Origin of the sequence: Chamaesiphon minutus PCC 6605 (assembly GCF_000317145.1) — a bacterium.
Classification (GTDB): Bacteria; Cyanobacteriota; Cyanobacteriia; order Cyanobacteriales; family Chamaesiphonaceae; genus Chamaesiphon; species Chamaesiphon minutus.
Genome location: NC_019697.1, coordinates 2,964,786 through 2,980,515, shown reverse-complemented (window position 1 = coordinate 2,980,515; position 15,730 = coordinate 2,964,786). Strand labels below are relative to the sequence as shown.

Here is a 15,730-nt window from a genome sequence, read left to right as displayed (position 1 = left end):
TTAGGTTTTGAGACGCACGAGTTGGAAGGTAATTCTGGCTCGTGCATTTTTTGTGTGTAATGTTAGCATGAATATTGATATATCTAATCCACATAGTGAATATCTAAAATATAAAGATGAGATTCCCTGGCACAGAAAGTATAGATAAACAGTTTGCACATGGTGACTATGCAGATTATTGGGGGATGATATTTCATGCCAGATCTGCCGATGGTAAATGGATTGATGCGCTCCATATCAGTGATATCTATATCGATCCGATTTGTTGCGGCATCATGAAACGTTATTTGCGAGAAAATGATGGCACTGGGGAAATGGCATCTACCTTAACAATCAATAGCTATTGTGGAATAGATTTAGATGAAAATATCCCATCAACAACTGAAAACATCAAATTATTTTTAGAAGAACTTTCTCTGTTAACAATTACAGATTTATATCTAGAGGCTTATGGGGATACAGATGAACAAAAATTATCTTGTGTAGAAGATTTTAAGAGGTGTATAAATGTCATTACAGAATATCTAAATAATCGGTTAACTAGAGGTTTACAAATATGGGTTGAAGATGATTGATGAAGATCGTGCGTAGATGATGATGTTCGATCGATTGTGGGGATTTGGAGTGGTGATGTTCGATCGGTTATTGGTGGGCAAGGGCGGGTTTGATTTAGATTTTAGAATTATGCGGAATCGATCGCATAAACCCGCCCCTACGAACCCGTACAGGCGAATATGTGGGTGAAAATTGAGGATTCGATCGTATTTTATCAGATCTGTAGGGGCGGGTTTATGCTAATAAACATCGCCAAACTCCAGAAATATTGAACGAACCCGCCCAACCTCACCAGCCAATATCGATTATGATTCGTTCGCGAAGCGTGGGCTTTGCCCAATCGAGATCGTGGATGATGATATGCGATCGATTGTAGGGATGCGGTGGTGACGATCGATCGATTAAATTCGTGGATGATGACATGCGATCGGTTACTGGTGGGGAGGGCGGGTTCGTTCGAGATTTATAGAATTTTCCGTAAGTTATCCCATAAACCCGCCCCTACAGATCTGTGTGAATGACGGATTGGGTTTGATTATTTTTATCTGTGTCCCAATTGCGGGGATTGTTGATAATATATTGTCTGACACGATCGAGTTCTAATTCATTTCTGATAATGCGATCGTAATAATTTCTTTGCCAGACAGAAACGCCGCGCAAACCGCGTTCTTTATTAATTGCTTTGGCTGAAAATGTTTTGAAACCTCGAATAATTTCGGAAATCGATTTTGTGCTCCCCGTCGATGATTCTAAAACAATAATGCCATGTAAATGATTGGGCATCACGATCGATTCATCCATAATGATATTTGGATGATGCTGCGATAATTGCTGCCAATGAGATCGAGCAATATCGCCTAATGTGTTTAATTCGATCTCTTCGTTGACGATATCGCCAAATAGATATTCTCTTTCATCGGTGCAGATGGTAATAAAATAGGCACCAGATCTCAAATAATCATATCCGTTGAGTCGGATCGATTGCCGATGATGGAAATCAGGATTGTATTTCATCGTACATAGCAATTAAATCTAATCCAGAATTATACATGATTAGATCGATCGTATTTTCTAGGATCTGTAGGGGCGGGTTTATGCAAGTAATCATCCTTATTTATGGTCGATCGATCGAAACTAGCTATCCATTTTGTTTGTAGGGATTGAGTTAGATTTATATAGTAATCTAGCTCGTTGTTGTTCGCGTAAATCTTTTTCGACAAATGCGATCGCTTCATCTAACTGTAAATTAGATAAATCCAATAACCGACTAGCTGCTTTGAGACTAGCGATCGATTTTGCTCTAGTTTCAGGATCGGGAATTCTAAATTGGTCGTTCATAACTAATTCCAATTACGTTGAATCTCTTGCAGACTGGCAATGCTGGCATTTAGCGAAGCTTCGGTTGACTCTATCGACCGATACAACAAAACTAACATATCCTTAGATGCAATGGGCTGAGACTCCGCGATTCTTAATAGCAGATTATAAAGCCTAGAGTATTTCGATCGTAGTTTCTCCTTAATATTCTGAAGTTCTTCAAGTTCTGGCAACGTTTCGGCTGTTTCACCCATCCGCTCAAATAATCGAAATTCTGTCGCAGTAGTAGAATCAAGGCATTCAATTATTCTGCGTTGGATAATAAAAATATTCGAGATAACTGGATCTGGTAATTTAGCCATTGACAGGTAAATTTAGCTACAGGTTGATTTCCTGTTTCACTGTATCAGATTTGGGACGGAGATATTTGAACGATTACCTGCTTCGAGCGCGGCTACGCCAACGCGATTCGATCGTGCGTAGATGATAATGTTCGATCGATTATAGGATTTATAGATGGTGATATTTGATTCGATCTATATAATTCATAGATGGTGGCGATCGATTACCTACGGTAGACTATGCCAACGGTTATCGGTGGGGAGGGCGGGTTTATGCAAATAATCATCGCCAAATTCCAAAAATTGTGAACGAACCCGCCCAACCCCACTAGCAAATGTCGATCGCGATTCGATTTGCAATCGTGGTGATTCGATCGATTTGGTTTCCAAGTCGCTCTGGAGGAAATCTCCAGAGCGCGAGCCGCAACTTTTAACTTTTTAATTTACCTAATCATTTCCTCGCAATTTATCCAATACACTGCGATCTTCTAGTGTCGAAGTATCGCCAGACACCTCTTTCCCTGCGGCTAAATCGCGTAATAGTCGGCGCATAATTTTACCCGATCGAGTCTTGGGGAGCGCGTCGGTAAAGCGGATTTCACCAGGACGGGCGATCGCGCCGATTTCATTACCGACGTGTTTTTTTAACTCTTTAATTAAGTTGTCATCGCCAGCATAATTACTATTTAAAGTTACGAATGCGACGATTTCTTCACCTTTAATCTCATCCGGTTTGCCGACAACGGCTGCTTCGGCGACGGAGGGGTGAGAGACGAGGGCGGATTCGACTTCCATCGTGCCCAGACGGTGCCCAGAGACGTTGAGCACATCGTCGATGCGTCCCATGACCCAGAAGTAACCATCGGCATCTTGACGCGCGCCGTCGCCTGCAAAATACATGTATTTACCATCTTTGGGGGGGATGTGTTCCCAGTAGGTTTTGCGGAAGCGTTCGTCGTCACCGTAGACTGTGCGCATCATTCCTGGCCAGGGGTGTTTGACGGCAAGGTAGCCACCGCTATTGGCGGGAAGGGGTTCGCCATCGAGATCGACGATTTCGGCGATGATGCCAGGGAAGGGGCGGGTGGCGGAGCCTGGTTTGGTAGAGATTGCTCCGGGGAGGGCGGTAATCATGATGCCTCCAGTTTCAGTTTGCCACCAGGTATCGACGATCGGGCATTTTTCTTTGCCGATAACGCGGTGGTACCACATCCAGGCTTCGGGATTGATCGGTTCGCCGACGGTACCCAGGAGGCGGAGGGAGGAGAGGTTGCGAGCGTTGGGCAATTCTTCGCCCATTTTCATGAAGACGCGAATGGCGGTGGGAGCGGTGTAGAAGATGGTGACACCGTATTTTTCGATAATATCCCACATGCAGCCGGGATTGGAGGGACGAGCGACGCCTTCATACATGATTGCGGTCGCGCCGTTGGATAATGGCCCGTAGACGATATAACTATGTCCGGTAATCCAGCCGACGTCGGCGGTACACCAGTAGACATCGGTATCGTTGAGATCGAAGATCCACTTGGTGGTGATGTGGCTGTAGAGGTTATAACCACCAGTAGTGTGAACTACTCCCTTGGGTTTGCCCGTACTACCGGAGGTATACAGGACGAATAGCATATCCTCGGCATCCATTTCCTCGGCGGGACAATCTGCGGAAACGGTGGGTTGAATTTCATGCCACCAGATATCGCGTCCCGCTAGCATCTCGATGTCTTGCTTGGTGCGTTGCACCACTAATACGCTCTCAACTGTAGGGCAAGCATTATTTTCTAAGGCTTTATCCACCTGAATTTTCAGCGGGACGATCGCATCCTTGCGCCAACCACCATCGGCAGTAATTACCGCTTTAGCTTGACCATTTGCCAATCTATCGCGTAAAGCGTCGGCACTAAAGCCACCAAAGACGACGGTATGTACCGCCCCAATTCTCGCACACGCCAACATCGCGATCGCGGCTTCGGGAATCATCGGCATGTAAATCCCGACTAAATCACCTTTGGCTACGCCCATCTGTTTGAGCGCGTTCGCCATCTGACAGACTTCGCGATGCAATTGAGCGTAAGTGAGCGTGCGCGAGTCGCCTGGTTCGCCTTCCCAAATTAATGCAGCTTTGTTCTTACGCCAGGTAGTTAGATGTCGATCGAGACAATTATAGGAGATATTAATCTTGCCACCTGTAAACCATTTAGCAAATGGGGGCTGCCAATCCAATACTTTGTCCCACTTTTTAAACCAATGCAGTTCGCTCTGGGCTAATTCTGCCCAAAACTGTTCTGGGTTGGCTTGGGCGCGGGCGTAAATGCTTTCATATTCTGCCAAGCTCTTAATCTGTGCGGCTTGAGAAAATGCTGCTGGGGGACTAAATAGCCGCTCTTCTTGGAGCGTAGATTCGATGGATATATCTGACATGGTAGGGAGCGGAGATTGGTTATCAATTATTATGTAGTTAATTATCGCCCAGTTAGGTTCAGTTCAGCAGTTTCAACCGCTGCTAGTGATGCAAAGTCCGCCTCATCTTACGGCAAATCGATCGTGTAACAGATCGGAATCGATCGTTAATTGGGGCTAAATGACTGCTCTCCTTAGAAGGTAACTTCGTTCGATGTCTTATTTCAGATACAAGATAACTTTTGTAGAATTTAAGTTAGTGGCAATCTGTCTGTAAATATGGAAATCTAGCCAGATCCTCGATCGAAAACTAAACCATTGCTATTTACCAATGACTACTACCTCCAAACCATCAGCTACGAAACCTCTTTGGGGGCAAGCTCTAGCCGCACCCGCACCCGAATTTGCTAAGACGCAGTTACAGATCCTCGCAGGGGCGATTCCCTCTGGTGTGTCTGGTACCCTTTACCGAAATGGCCCCGGACGGCTCGAACGCGGCGGCAAACGGGTCGGACATTGGTTTGATGGGGATGGAGCGATTTTGGCAGTTAAGTTTGCTGACGGGGCTGCTAGCGGGGTCTATCGCTATGTTCAAACGCAGAAATATCAGGAAGAAAGTCAGGTCGATCGCTGGGTGTATGGTAATTATGGAATGCTACCATCTGGCAATCTGTGGGAACGGTGGAGTAAATCGTTGGGAAATGCAGCCAATACTTCGGTTTTAGCTTTACCCGATCGATTGTTGGCCTTGTGGGAAGGTGGTGCGCCATACGCGTTAGATTTAGATAGTTTAGACACGATCGGTACGGATAATTTAGAGTTAGCTGCTGCTCCGTTAATTTATTCAGCGCACCCTAAAGTCGATCCAGTTTCGGGGCATATTTATAATTTTGGCATCTCGATCGGCGCGCAACCAAAACTAAATCTTTATGAAAGCGATCGCAGTGGCAAAGTTAAGAAATTTACTCAAACTAAACTGCACAGAATGACTACCGTTCATGACTTTTTGCTGGTCGGTAAATATTTAGTATTTTGTATCAATCCGATCGAGATTCAACCACTGCCGATTTTATTTGGATTGGCTAGTTATAGCGAATCGATCCGGTGGCAGCCAGAATTAGGCACTCAGATTATGGTGTTCGATCGCGAGGATTTAAGTCTGGTTAGTAGCTTTACTACTGAGCCGTGGTATCAATGGCATTTCGGTAATGGATATGTCGATCCTAACGGTCAAATTATTTGCGATTTAGTGCGATATCCAGATTTTGGTACCAATGAATTTTTGAGAGAAGTCGCTAGTGGTGAAACTCATACCGAGGCAATCGGTACGCTGTGGCAATTAGTCATCGATCCGGCTGCTGGCAAATTAGTTAGTAGCGATCGATTAGTCGATCGGAGTTGCGAATTTCCGCTGGTGGAAAGCGATCGAGTCGGACGAGAATGGCGATACACATATTTAGCCGTTCACAAGCCAAATGCAGTTCTAAATCGAGAATTAGTAGGCACGATCGGCAGGTTCGATCGCCAGACAAATACTTTAACTACTGCCGATCTTGCCAGTCATTTATATCCAACCGAACCGATTCATGTTGTCGATCGATTCGATCCTAACCGAGGTTGGATTTTGACAGTAATTTATGATGGCGAACATCATCAGAGTGAAGTCTGGATTTTCGATCGAGACAGGCTAGATGACTCTCCAGTCTGTCGTTTGGGTTTACCTAGTGTTGTACCGATGGGTTTTCACGGTACCTGGAAAAGCAACTAATACAGAATAGCTGATATCGATTTTAACGATCGATATTGTTGACGAAGCCTACCGGAGGTAAATCAACTTGCCATCCCCCACTAGAAGATTTCGTGCGATTAGTTGAGTGGGGGTTGGGAGATCGACCTCAATCATAGTCTAACTAATTTACTGCTTAGGTTTAGAACTGTAGTCTTTCTCGGTATCGGTAACGCGCCAACTCAGCTTTAAGTTAAACCAAAAATTCCAGAATGTGACTACAGCGATCGCGATTAATTTAGCGATATATTCATTAATGTGAAATGCATTAAACAGCACATTGACGATTAAGGTATTGATAACTAAGCCGGACAGACAGATCAGATTAAATTTAATAAATCTGCGAAAACGTTTGCGGTTGCCTTGTTGACCGCGACTCATATCGCCAAATGTCCAGACATCATTCCATAAGAAATTATTGAGAATGGCTACTTCTGAAGACAAAATCGTGCTGCGAGTCAAACCAATGCCTAACAGAGTTCTCAATAGATAAAATACACCCAAATCGACAAAGACACCGCTAAATCCGACCACGCCAAAGCGGAGAAAGCGCGTCACAGGCCACAGTGAAAACCGCAATCTGACTAAATGTTGGATATACTCTACATACTGTTTCCAGGTGACCTTGCTCGCGCCTGCAACCCGTTCTCGGAATACATATCCAGTTTCGGCAATCCAGCGAATTTGGCCTCTAGCGGCGACTTCGATTAAAATTTTGTAACCGACAGGACTGAGTGTTTTATTGGCGATCGCACTGCGGCGGACCATAAAGTATCCGCTCATCGGGTCGGAAAGACGACCGATGACTTCTGGTAAAATGGCTAGTCCTAACATTTGTGCGCCGCGCGATAAAAATCGCCGCACGACACTCCATTCGCTGACGCCACCGCCTTCGACGTTGCGGCTAGCGACAGATAATTCAGCTCCTTTGACGATCTCACCCCAGAGTTGCAGCAGAATTTCTGGGGGGTGTTGCAAGTCGGCATCGATAACGCCTAAAACTTCACCGCGTGCGGCTTGCCAACCGCGAATTACCGCTGTGGAAAGTCCGCGCTCGGTAGTGCGGCGCATGACTTGCAGTTGTGGGTAAGTGGGGATGAGTTCGCAGGCTAATTCCCAAGTGAGATCGGGACTATTGTCATCGACGACGATCAGTTCGTATTCGCCAGGGATGATTCGATCGAGCAATCCACTTAAAATAGTAACGATTTCTTTGATATTCTGTCCTTCATTAAAGGTCGGAATTATTAAAGAAAATTTCAGCGGACGATCGAGCGTAGATGTTATATTTACTCGATCGCTAATTACCAATGCGCCAGTGGGAAATGCCAATAAGAGATTTTGGTTACTGTCGCTCATGAGGTTTTTTTACTGGTAGATGTGCTGTTCCCAACTAAATAATCGATCGATCGATCGCCAGGGCTTTGAATTAGATAATTATAGAGATATTTCTTCTCAAATGGTGGTAATCCGGCACGAGTTTGTTGTTTGAGTTTAAATTGTCGATTGCCAATTGTCAGTGGCTCCGTGCGGCGAGTTAATTTATCACTTTTGGTTTCCAGAAAAATTACATTAGTACTTTCAATCTCGCGATTCATTTCATCCTCGTTGATGACAGGTATCGCAGTACTAACGCGGAATAAATTACGATCGGACAAGATTTTATCTTGCCAATCTGATTGTAATCGATATGCTTTCGGTTTTAGTTGCCAACTAGCGGGAAACTGATAGATATTACTGAGTACTTGCGGCAATTCCCACTCCAGTGCTTTAATTTGTTTGGGATCTGAGACACCTCTCGATGGTCGAAACGGAACTGGTTGTCTGGTATCGCGCAACCCACTAGGTTCGACAAAAATTACAGTTCCCTCTGTGAGATCTGGACACAGGCGCACCACATCGCTCCAAAACCCTCTTTGATGCTGCCACATCAACTGGTAGTCTTGCTGAACTCTGAGTCCGAATCCAACTAATAAAGCAAAAAATCCTGCTAATCCCAGTGCTGCTAAACGCCTGCGATTATATCTGCTGGCTGTCACCAAAATAGCCGAACAGATGCAAGCTGATAAGATCGAAGTGCCAATAATTGCTGCGACATGAACTCGCGTAGTTCTACCGCTAATGGCGAATCCATAACTAGTCATTGCCAGCGGATAAGCCAGCATTAAGGCAGCTAATCCAGTTAGCATTGGCTTGGCATATGGCTTGAGTGCGTCTGGCATTTTTAAAAACCTTTTCGATCGAACTAGCCCGCGCAAGCTAAATACTTTGTGCAAAGACTCCGACTTCAAGTAATAAAATAAACATGCCAGACTAATAAAAGCTAGTAAACAGAGTAGCCATTCTGTATTAAATTTAAGCAATGTTTCTAGCGGTCGGTAGACTAACATCGTTAAGCTAGTAATCGATCCAATAATTGGGTTGAGTATTAATAAAACGATCGATTGAATACCGAACTGGGAAACTTGTCCCTCGCCAAGGATTCTACGGACTATTAGTATCAGGATAATAAGGCCGAGTAAAATGACTGCGTTTCTAAATAATATTTTAGGTAATTTTGAATTCCATTCTCGATCGAACAACGGAGCGGCAAAGAAAACCGTAAATACAGGCTCGTAGGTAATTAAAGATAAGAATACAATAGAATAAGCTAGTTTTATTTTACCAGAAGTGTAGCAATGAAGAGCGAGTAGTAGAAAAGTTAATGATGGCTGGATTCCTAATGAATGAGTTAAATAATCTCTAGTAGTATCGGCAGGAAAGAGGCAGAATGTCAATGCTCCAGTAATGGCAAAAACTCGATTACTGTAGATTTTATTTAGTAATGAATAGAAGAGGCAAGCATTGGCAGAAACGATCGCCGCCCCGATCGCATAAGCGTACTGTAATCCACCAATCTTGATACCTAAGAACGAAAATAAAAAAATTAACCCATCGTGAAATGGACGGCCTTGACCGCTGGTTTCAAAAATAACTTTAGTGAAGATTTGCTGCCAACTCAGTCCGATGATATTAGGAATTCTGTTCCAATCATCTTCATACAGTCCGAAACTAGCAGAGTGCCAAAAATGTGCGACCCAAACAATCGCCACTAATAGGGGAAAGATAGCTATTTCCGGTATCTCTATCGCTCTAGCCTTAAGGCGATCTTGTCTTAAACTCATTTAAAAATACCTAATATATATTAATTTTTGCATTCAAAAAAATTTAGAGCGTTAAGCTACCGACTAATTCTAGCTTAACGCTCATATTTTCTCAAATATTTTATTCTAGTACTATTAAATAATGAGCGTAGACATCAATTTTTGATGACGTTTATATTTAGGTAGATTTTGATATTGAAAAACTGTTTTAGTATTATAGCCGATCGATTTTTGATGACGCTCGGCTAATTATCTTAATTTAATTTCAGACAAATAGCGGAGCATGTGAAGTTAATTACACCTAAAGATTCTGTGACAAACTTTTCCTAAAACAAGAGTAATAAATTGTGACTGCGATCGCTGACAATATCTCACAAACACAGGCTGGCGAACCAAGCAGCAAGGGAGGGAAACTCCAGAGCGCAATTATCAATTATCAGTTATTAATTACTGACGCAAACACTCTAGTTTAGTTATGGAAGTTGGTAGACTTGCCGAGCATCGTAGTCACACCCTCTGTATCGATAAATATTGTATCTGACTGAGATCGATCGGCGATGGTTTCGCCAAGCTTAGTCATGTAATCAGTCCAGGGTGCTTCAGTTTCCTCCTCAACGCTAAAGTATTCTTGGCTGGCCGAGAAATAATCTTCGGTTTCATATTTTTGAATGACACCATTAACAATTAAGCCTAATACATTACATTGTGACATTTTAAATTTTTCTTGGACTGCTTTAGCATCTTTGGCATTAATTACCCCAGGTCTGGACACTAACAACACTCCATCAGCGATTTGACCTACAGTCAAAGCATCGCTAGCGACTAAAATTGGCGGTACGTCAATAATTACAAAATCATAGGATTTTGAAACTTCTTGAATTAGCAATTTCATTTGTTTGGATTCGAGAGCTGATAGCGGATTTGAGGGTCTAGCTCCAGCAGTTAATACATCTAAATTTTCCATCACTGTCCAAGAGATTTGCTGAAGCTTAGATTTCCGCTCTATTAGTTCGCTCAAACCTTTTCTGAGTGGCAATTTCCAGAAACGATGCTGATAAGGAACGCGCATATCGGCATCGATTAACAACACTTTTTGTCCCATTCCGGCAATTGCAGCGGCTAAATTGGCTGCTACTTTAGATTTACCTTCATTAGCAACACTACTAGTAATGGCAATTATTTTTAACGGTTTATCGGCACTTAAAAATCGCAAATTGGATTGAATAGTGCGGGACATTTCGCTAGTTATCGATTGGGGGGTATCTCTAACTGCAATTTCTAGGGTTGTTTGTTCTGGTGTCGTTGCACGGGAGCGAATCTTTTTCTTTTGGGTCGCCGGAATCATCCCTAACAAAGTATATCCAAAAATCTTATCGATCTCTTTAACAGTTTTGAGTGAGCTATCTCTGAGTTCTAGGTAAGCAATTGCACTAGTACCGAGTAAAGCACCTACCAGACCGCCTAAAATTCCCAGGATTAATTTTGGCCCTGGCTCTGGTTTTTCAGGAATGGCAGCACTCGAAATAATGCGAGCATTTGACGTACTCTTATTTCTGGCTACCTGAAGTTCCTGAACCTTTTTTAATAAAGATTGATAAGTAGCTTGAGAGACTTCTAGCTGTCTTTCTAGCTGACGTTGAGTCTGTACCAGTTTAGGAATGACGCTCACTCTTTTTTCATAAGCGGCACGAGAACTCTGGAGCGAATTTAGTTTGTTAACTAAGCCAGTCTGCTGTACTTGCGATCGCAGTAACTCAGTAATTAGATTTTGTTTGAGGTCGCCAATTTTTAGCAATCCTTGTGGAATCTGTGCTTGAGAACCGATCGTACTCCGGATTTGTTGTTCCAGAAGTGCTTTTAATTTTGATTGCTTTTCTTTGAGTCCGACAATAATGGGATTATCATCAGAAAAGCGACTACTTTCAGTTGCAAGCTGTCTATCTACGTCTTGGAGCTGAGTGAGAATTCCTTGAATTGCAGGCGACTGACTAATTGCGCTAACTGCTAAAGCATCTTGAGAATTTAAATTAACTTTTTTGTATAATTCTTGACTTTGAGCATTGGCCTGTTCTAATTCCGATCGAACGGCATTAATGTTATTCTCTAAATTACCAATGACACCAACAGCAGATTTAGCTTCTTCTGATAGATCGACAATATTATTTTGCTGTTTGAAGTTTCGTACCGCGCTCTCTGCGCTATTCACCGCAGCTAAAGTTTTTGGCATCTGCTGCTCTATAAATTGTCGAGCATTCTCTGCTTCCAATCTACTAGCTTGAATATCATTTTCTAAATAAACATTCATCAATGTATTAACTATATTGGCAGCATCTTTTGAATTACGACCTTTAAAACCAATTTGTAATATATCCGAACCGCCGATAATTTTGGTTGTCAACCCAGTATGGATGTCGCTTGCTGTAAGTAGTTTACCGCGATCGTTTTTAAGTTTTAATCGATCGGCAGTTCTCTGTAATAATGGTCGCGAAGCAATCACTTCCATCTGAGTGGTGATGGGATTTTGATTAGATACTAAGGACTTGAGATCGCCGGACTCACTTCCTTCCATGTTGCTGGGAATGAGATTTGGCCCAATGACCCTAAATGTAGAATTCTTAAATAACAGCCTTCCTTCTGCTTGATAGGATGGTTTTAATAAAGAAGCTGCCGCAATACTCAGCGCAACTGTCGCAGCAAAAATACTAACAGCAGGAATCCAGTGCCGTTTTACTGCGAATAAATAATGACTCAAGTTTAAGTCAATTGATTCTTGAGATTCCATAAATTATTTGTATAGTAACTTTTTATTATATCAAAATCTCTAGAGATTGAATCCGCCAAAACACTTGCTCCATAGCTTATCAAATCAGAAGAGATCGGGATCGATCGTTTGAATAAGTAATCTAGCTCTTATCATTTTGATATTCAATCATCAGCGATCGCGATCGCACTCCAGGTAAAATTAGGCTATAAGTCTCAATAAAATTGAGTTATCAATTATCTATTCTTGAAGAGAGAATTAATTGCTGTAAGAACAAGAAGATAAAGCGGGGATTTTGCTTTAAATAACGCTTCCACAAACGTCTTGGCTCCATTAGCAACCGAAAAAACCACTCTAGACCGATTTTCTGCATCCAAAGCGGGGCGTGCTTGACACGTCCCGAATAAAAATTAAAAGCAGCACCTACTCCTAGCATGACAGCGGGAATTCGGTCTTGATGCCGTGCCATCCAGATTTCTTGGCGCGGACAACCAATCCCGACAAACAGAATTCGCGCTCCCGATGCCACGATTTGCTCGGTGTAAGCCGTATCTTCTGCGGGAGTTAGCTCGCGAAAAGGCGGTGAAATTTGACAGGCAATTTCGATTTCTGGAAATCGATCGAGTAAAAAACTAGTCAGATCGACTAAACTTTCTGGCGTACCACCATAAAGCGCGATCGGTAACTTGTGGCGTGCAGCGGCTTCGCATACCATTAAAGTTAGACTCGGCCCGCAAACTCTAGTTGCATCTTTAATTCCCAGAGCGCGCAAACCCCAGACTAAAGGCATTCCGTCTGGCGTGACTAAATCAGCATAATTGACTACTTCTGCAAATTTGGGATCGTCATAAGTTTCCATTGCCATGTGGACATTCGCGGCACAAACGCGTTTTGCGGCTCTGAATTGTGCCCACTTAATAATTCTTTCGGTGGCATCTTCATAGCTGGTGGCATCGACACGCATACCGATAATATGACGATGTTGTAGCGGCGATCTCTCGGTCTGTAATTCCATAGCGTACTTTAATGATGCGTTTCCGATCGTTAGTAGCTATTAGCGTACTTGCGAGCGGCTGAGTATCGATCGTTATCGGATTGTCTAAATTTATAAAAAATCTTGGATTGACAAGTTGAGTTTTTTATAATATTACTGTAAATGTTTTTTCAGGTAATCCGCCAAAACACCGATCTAAAAAAAGCCGCTTGTACGGTCAAGATCGATCTTTGACTATTGTATAATCTATATTATGGATCTGATAGGCAAGAGCGGTAAAAGAGCTATAGTAGCTGCCGATTAATTTACGACATTTTGATAAGCAGTAAAGATCGATGACAGCATCTTGAATAGCCTTGGGATTGTTACGATCGAGCGATTGTTTTGGGTAAGTGACGATCCGATCTGGAAACATTAACTTTAAATTATGCTCTTCTAACTCAGAATCTGTAGCTACAAAAAATTTGGTGCGATCGTCTTTTTGAATTTCTGCTTGCATTAATTCAATGAATCCGGCTGTCGAGCTAGCGGCGGAGGATTGTCGATTGTCTGTGCGTCTGATATGAACGCCAACAACCCGATCGAAATTTTGGGAATACTCGTCAATAATTTGTTGTAACCGTTTTACTGGTACAAAATCCCGAAAAGGTCGAGCGGCAGGATAAAAGGAATGCGGGGTAGTAATATAAGCGCGCTTCGCCGCAGTCAGTTCGGGAAAGTTACAATCTCGATAGTGGAGATTGTGATAACGATCCATTCGATCGTATGTTAAGACCAGATCGAAGGACTTGAAGACATCTTTTAAGTAGAAATTTTGAATTAAGCCACCAATTTTGGTACGATACAATTTCTCGACCGCTCGATTGAGTAAATCTGATGTCTGGGGTTGCTCGATCTTATCGATACTAGTAGGCAGCTCGAATAAGTCTTCAAATCTACAGTTTAATTCGGCATTTAAATGCCAAATTACATGTAAATAGCTATGATTCTGCCGTGCCAAAGTGAGTGCCGAATCGATGACCCGAAGTCGATTGCATAAACCGCCGATCGGTTTAACATATATTATGGAAGATTTTGAATTAACTTGCATGTTTTTAATCCGAACGATCTCTATGTTTGCAGACATTAATGAGTAAATAATGTTTGAAATAATCCCCCAACACCCAACTATCAACGATCGATTATCAATTAATTTAGCGTTTTGGCGCGCGATCGAAAGCCCGCGCGATGGCATTCCAAGCTAATTTGGGTTTTAAGTTGCGATCGAAAGGCAAGGGACGTTTCTCGGCCTTATCGGCGCGAAAATTGTGACCTGCCAGCCAAGTATAGCGATCGCTCAATCCCCAAGTAGTGACCGAAACAACGGCCTTTTGAGCCAAAGCAACGGCCAGATAATCTTCATACGCTGCGGCAACTAACCGATCTCGTTGTGCGATATCTTTTGGTAAGTGACGGTCTTCGACATCTAGTTCGGTAATCATAATTTTTAGACCTAAACTAGCGACATTTTTGAGAAACTCTTGAAATTTACGGGGTTTAAAAGGATGGCGATCGCCAAATAAATGTGACTGAATACCTAGCGCGTAAATTGGCGTTCCATTTGACTTGAGCCGCTGTAATAAATTTAAGATCGCTTCGCGCTTTTCGTCATATCCAGCGGAGTCGTATTCTACGCCAAAATCGTTATAAACTAATTTAGCGCGCGGATCGGCTTTGGCCGCCGTCCGAAAGGCAATATCCAGATAATCAGCTCCTAAAAACTTCATCCACAGACTATTCCTAATGCCGTCAGCACGCCGACCTTTACTAATATCGATGCCTTCATTCACGACATCCCACGAGTGAATTTTTCCGGCATAACGCTTGACAATCGTTTCCACATGATTAGTCAAAATTTGCTTGGCATTGTCTTTAGTCACTGTTGCTGCCACCCAGTCGGGTAAAAACTCGTGCCACACTAGGGGATGTCCGCGCATCAGCAGTTTATTTTCCGTGCCGAATTTCACAAAGTAGTCAGAACTAGTAAAGTCAAAAGTATCCGGCTTAGGTCGATGGGTATACCAGTAAGTACCCACTGGCATCATCTTACATTCGCTGACTAATTTAGATCTAAACTCGGAATCTTTAGCAAATTTTCGATCGTCTGCCTCTGGAAAGGCTCCATAAATTATCCCTTTCGATCGAGCGCGTTGCTGGAGTGACTTTTTACCAACGACTACAAATTTTCGCGACTGAAGATCGGCTAATTTACCCGCCTCGGACTTGAAGGGATAAATTAGATAACTCAGGACTTGGAGTTTAGTTAAAAATAAAGTCGCGATCGCCGTCGCCGTACTAATTCCGCCAATAAAAAATTGTCTTCTAGACAATAAACGTTGCAAATATAATTTAGACATGTTCTTGCTGTTGGTGATACCCGCTCGTCAGATGCAATCG

The 15,730-nt window shown here is 42.9% G+C and carries 14 protein-coding genes; 3 read left to right on the top strand and 11 right to left on the bottom strand.

Annotated features, from left to right (window positions below; genetic code table 11):
* Nucleotides 1-116: 116 nt before the first annotated feature.
* Complete coding sequence (locus tag CHA6605_RS13650; RefSeq protein WP_015160027.1) at nt 117-575, top strand: hypothetical protein; 459 nt, start codon at nt 117-119, stop codon at nt 573-575.
* 268 nt (nt 576-843) lie between these two features.
* Here the strand turns inward: CHA6605_RS13650 and CHA6605_RS36220 are convergent, their stop codons facing one another.
* From CHA6605_RS36220 to acs, 5 genes are all read right to left on the bottom strand, one after another.
* The gene (locus CHA6605_RS36220) at nt 844-978 is read right to left on the bottom strand and encodes a hypothetical protein (RefSeq protein ID WP_269744594.1); all 135 of its coding nucleotides are present in this window, start codon (nt 976-978) and stop codon (nt 844-846) included.
* A 78-nt stretch (nt 979-1,056) separates the two neighbouring features.
* Nucleotides 1,057-1,569, bottom strand: a complete 513-nt coding sequence (locus CHA6605_RS13645; protein ID WP_015160026.1) for a transposase — start codon at nt 1,567-1,569, stop codon at nt 1,057-1,059.
* A 120-nt stretch (nt 1,570-1,689) separates the two neighbouring features.
* Nucleotides 1,690-1,893 (bottom strand): hypothetical protein, encoded by a 204-nt coding sequence (locus CHA6605_RS13640; RefSeq protein ID WP_015160025.1) that lies wholly within the window; start codon nt 1,891-1,893, stop codon nt 1,690-1,692.
* A 2-nt stretch (nt 1,894-1,895) separates the two neighbouring features.
* Complete coding sequence (locus CHA6605_RS13635) at nt 1,896-2,234, bottom strand: hypothetical protein (protein ID WP_015160024.1); 339 nt, start codon at nt 2,232-2,234, stop codon at nt 1,896-1,898.
* A gap of 426 nt (nt 2,235-2,660) precedes the next feature.
* On the bottom strand, nt 2,661-4,631 hold the full coding sequence (acs, locus tag CHA6605_RS13630) for an acetate--CoA ligase (protein ID WP_015160023.1): 1,971 nt from the start codon (nt 4,629-4,631) through the stop codon (nt 2,661-2,663).
* A gap of 310 nt (nt 4,632-4,941) precedes the next feature.
* Between acs and CHA6605_RS13625 the strand changes: the two genes are divergently transcribed.
* Complete coding sequence (locus CHA6605_RS13625) at nt 4,942-6,378, top strand: carotenoid oxygenase family protein (RefSeq protein ID WP_015160022.1); 1,437 nt, start codon at nt 4,942-4,944, stop codon at nt 6,376-6,378.
* 147 nt (nt 6,379-6,525) lie between these two features.
* Here the strand turns inward: CHA6605_RS13625 and CHA6605_RS13620 are convergent, their stop codons facing one another.
* Nucleotides 6,526-7,755, bottom strand: a complete 1,230-nt coding sequence (locus CHA6605_RS13620) for a glycosyltransferase (RefSeq protein ID WP_015160021.1) — start codon at nt 7,753-7,755, stop codon at nt 6,526-6,528.
* A complete protein-coding gene (locus tag CHA6605_RS13615) occupies nt 7,752-9,560 on the bottom strand; it encodes a hypothetical protein (protein ID WP_015160020.1) in 1,809 nt (602 codons plus the stop codon). The genes CHA6605_RS13620 and CHA6605_RS13615 overlap by 4 nt, the downstream gene beginning before the upstream one ends.
* Before the next feature lie 326 nt (nt 9,561-9,886).
* Between CHA6605_RS13615 and CHA6605_RS36215 the strand changes: the two genes are divergently transcribed.
* Nucleotides 9,887-10,012, top strand: coding sequence for a hypothetical protein (locus CHA6605_RS36215; protein WP_269744593.1), 126 nt, complete (start codon nt 9,887-9,889; stop codon nt 10,010-10,012).
* Here CHA6605_RS36215 and CHA6605_RS13610 read toward each other — a convergent pair.
* The 4 genes from CHA6605_RS13610 to CHA6605_RS13595 form a co-directional block, all read right to left on the bottom strand.
* Entirely contained in the window at nt 10,009-12,321 is a 2,313-nt protein-coding gene (locus tag CHA6605_RS13610) for a GumC family protein (protein WP_015160019.1), read from the bottom strand. The genes CHA6605_RS36215 and CHA6605_RS13610 overlap by 4 nt on opposite strands.
* A gap of 211 nt (nt 12,322-12,532) precedes the next feature.
* Nucleotides 12,533-13,315 (bottom strand): WecB/TagA/CpsF family glycosyltransferase, encoded by a 783-nt coding sequence (locus tag CHA6605_RS13605; protein WP_015160018.1) that lies wholly within the window; start codon nt 13,313-13,315, stop codon nt 12,533-12,535.
* Between the two features lie 196 nt (nt 13,316-13,511).
* On the bottom strand, nt 13,512-14,420 hold the full coding sequence (locus CHA6605_RS13600; RefSeq protein WP_157259985.1) for an O-fucosyltransferase family protein: 909 nt from the start codon (nt 14,418-14,420) through the stop codon (nt 13,512-13,514).
* 67 nt (nt 14,421-14,487) lie between these two features.
* Nucleotides 14,488-15,690: an endo-1,4-beta-xylanase gene (locus CHA6605_RS13595; protein ID WP_015160016.1), complete on the bottom strand. Its 1,203-nt coding sequence runs from the start codon at nt 15,688-15,690 to the stop codon at nt 14,488-14,490.
* Nucleotides 15,691-15,730: the final 40 nt, after the last annotated feature.

What these genes read in the sequence shown, in the direction of transcription:
- CHA6605_RS13610 (WP_015160019.1), bottom strand. Translation starts at nt 12,321, where the DNA reads ATGGAATCTCAAGAATCAATTGACTTAAACTTGAGTCATTATTTATTC.
- CHA6605_RS13600 (WP_157259985.1), bottom strand. Translation starts at nt 14,420, where the DNA reads ATGTCTGCAAACATAGAGATCGTTCGGATTAAAAACATGCAAGTTAAT.
- CHA6605_RS13615 (WP_015160020.1), bottom strand. Translation starts at nt 9,560, where the DNA reads ATGAGTTTAAGACAAGATCGCCTTAAGGCTAGAGCGATAGAGATACCG.
- CHA6605_RS13605 (WP_015160018.1), bottom strand. Translation starts at nt 13,315, where the DNA reads ATGGAATTACAGACCGAGAGATCGCCGCTACAACATCGTCATATTATC.
- CHA6605_RS36220 (WP_269744594.1), bottom strand. Translation starts at nt 978, where the DNA reads ATGTCATCATCCACGAATTTAATCGATCGATCGTCACCACCGCATCCC.
- CHA6605_RS13625 (WP_015160022.1), top strand. Translation starts at nt 4,942, where the DNA reads ATGACTACTACCTCCAAACCATCAGCTACGAAACCTCTTTGGGGGCAA.
- CHA6605_RS13635 (WP_015160024.1), bottom strand. Translation starts at nt 2,234, where the DNA reads ATGGCTAAATTACCAGATCCAGTTATCTCGAATATTTTTATTATCCAA.
- CHA6605_RS13640 (WP_015160025.1), bottom strand. Translation starts at nt 1,893, where the DNA reads ATGAACGACCAATTTAGAATTCCCGATCCTGAAACTAGAGCAAAATCG.
- CHA6605_RS13595 (WP_015160016.1), bottom strand. Translation starts at nt 15,690, where the DNA reads ATGTCTAAATTATATTTGCAACGTTTATTGTCTAGAAGACAATTTTTT.
- CHA6605_RS13650 (WP_015160027.1), top strand. Translation starts at nt 117, where the DNA reads ATGAGATTCCCTGGCACAGAAAGTATAGATAAACAGTTTGCACATGGT.
- acs (WP_015160023.1), bottom strand. Translation starts at nt 4,631, where the DNA reads ATGTCAGATATATCCATCGAATCTACGCTCCAAGAAGAGCGGCTATTT.
- CHA6605_RS13620 (WP_015160021.1), bottom strand. Translation starts at nt 7,755, where the DNA reads ATGAGCGACAGTAACCAAAATCTCTTATTGGCATTTCCCACTGGCGCA.
- CHA6605_RS13645 (WP_015160026.1), bottom strand. Translation starts at nt 1,569, where the DNA reads ATGAAATACAATCCTGATTTCCATCATCGGCAATCGATCCGACTCAAC.